Genomic DNA, 896 nt, shown 5'->3' with positions numbered 1-896 from the left:
TTTAAATCATAATACTGCCCGTTCTTAAATTCTAAATATTCTATTGCTGGACCAGTTGCGAGCAACTGATTTTCAACTCTAATTTTCTTACCAGTCGACTTATCTGATATCAGAAGATCTACACCATCTGCACTAAAAACAATATTAGTGGCTAAAGCTTGAGACAATAGTATTTTATCAACACCACTTATATCTCGAATTGTAATATTTTCGACCTGCTCACTTATAATAAGATCATCGCCTAAACCAGTATCAATATCATCTCCAGTTGAAGCCTTTGTAATCTGTACAATATCATTGCCACGTCCAGCATCAATTGTGTCTGCGCCTAAACCATCCTGAATAATATCGTTTCCTTCGCCACCAACTAGAATATCCTGACCACTACCACCAACGAGGAAATCATTTCCACCATCGCCCTGTAAATAGTTCTTCCCATCTCCACCAGAGAGGTAATCGATGCCATCACCACCAATCAGAATGTCGTCACCGGCATCACCATAAAGAAGATCACTACCAGCCCCACCATCTAAGTTATCGTTACCTAAACCACCTGTAAGATAATCGTCACCAGCTTCACCTTCCAGAGCATCATTGTCCAGTCCACCAACAAGGATATCATCACCCAAACCGCCTACTAAGTTATCTGATCCCTCATCACCAGATAACAGGTCATTTCCCTCACCGCCTAGTAAAGTATCATTACCCTTTCCACCACGCAGCACATCATTACCATAGCCAACAACCGTGGTTTCCCCAGAGTTCAGTTCCCGATCACCCAGTAATACGTCATCGCCAGCGCCACCGTCGAGTTCATCATCTCCCTCACCACCAACTAAGGTATCATTGCCAGAATCACCAAAAATCAAATCATTGCCAAGCTGGCCTAAAATAGT

General features: G+C 42.5%; 1 protein-coding gene. It reads right to left on the bottom strand.

All coding sequences use genetic code 11. The features are described from left to right. On the bottom strand, window positions 1–896 hold an 896-nt coding region (locus QLG01_RS03095), incomplete at both ends, for a calcium-binding protein (RefSeq protein WP_282495804.1).

This window comes from Acinetobacter sp. V89_4 (genome assembly GCF_029967875.1).
Taxonomy (GTDB): domain Bacteria; phylum Pseudomonadota; class Gammaproteobacteria; order Pseudomonadales; family Moraxellaceae; genus Acinetobacter; species Acinetobacter oleivorans.
The sequence above is the reverse complement of the archived record's forward strand: the minus strand, read 5'-3'. Positions and strand labels throughout refer to the sequence as shown.